At 53.4% G+C, this 397-nt stretch carries 1 protein-coding gene; it reads right to left on the bottom strand.

Features of this window, described 5'->3' with window-relative positions; translation table 11 throughout:
* Positions 1-61: 61 nt before the first annotated feature.
* On the bottom strand, positions 62-262 hold the full coding sequence (locus E1189_RS24315; RefSeq protein WP_155158165.1) for a hypothetical protein: 201 nt from the start codon (positions 260-262) through the stop codon (positions 62-64).
* Between the last annotated feature and the right edge of the window lie 135 nt (positions 263-397).

Here is a 397-nt window from a genome sequence, read left to right on the forward strand (position 1 = left end):
TGAGCAGACACAACAAAGTGACCAGTGTCTTCTTTGATTGTGAACAGGTCGGGCTGCTTCATTACCGAGCCTCCCGGATCATGGCAGCGATAACAAGGCCGTTCTGTTTTGACTCTTCAGCCATCCCGCTAAACCTTTCGGCTGCGACGTGATACCCACTCAGCTTTGCGTCGGCTGACCGTTGCCTGTAATTGGTTGCTTGGCCTGCCAGTGCTGCGAATGCTTCGGCTAATGCCTTCCGTTGCTCCATGGTTAGGCTCATTTGGCAGCCCTCCGGACATAGGAGATAGCTACCTCACTCCGGCAGGGGAGGATAAAACCAAATTCTTTCTGAAGGCGCTTCACCTCACGCTGAACCTGAGCCGGTGTGCGGCTGGTTTTACGTGCAATGTAATTG

The sequence above is a fragment of the Parendozoicomonas verongulae genome (assembly GCF_009711465.1).
GTDB lineage: Bacteria > Pseudomonadota > Gammaproteobacteria > Pseudomonadales > Endozoicomonadaceae > Sansalvadorimonas > Sansalvadorimonas verongulae.

Bases quoted from the DNA above. Each gene is read 5' to 3' on its own strand.
- E1189_RS24315 (WP_155158165.1), bottom strand. From the start codon at position 262: ATGAGCCTAACCATGGAGCAACGGAAGGCATTAGCCGAAGCATTCGCA.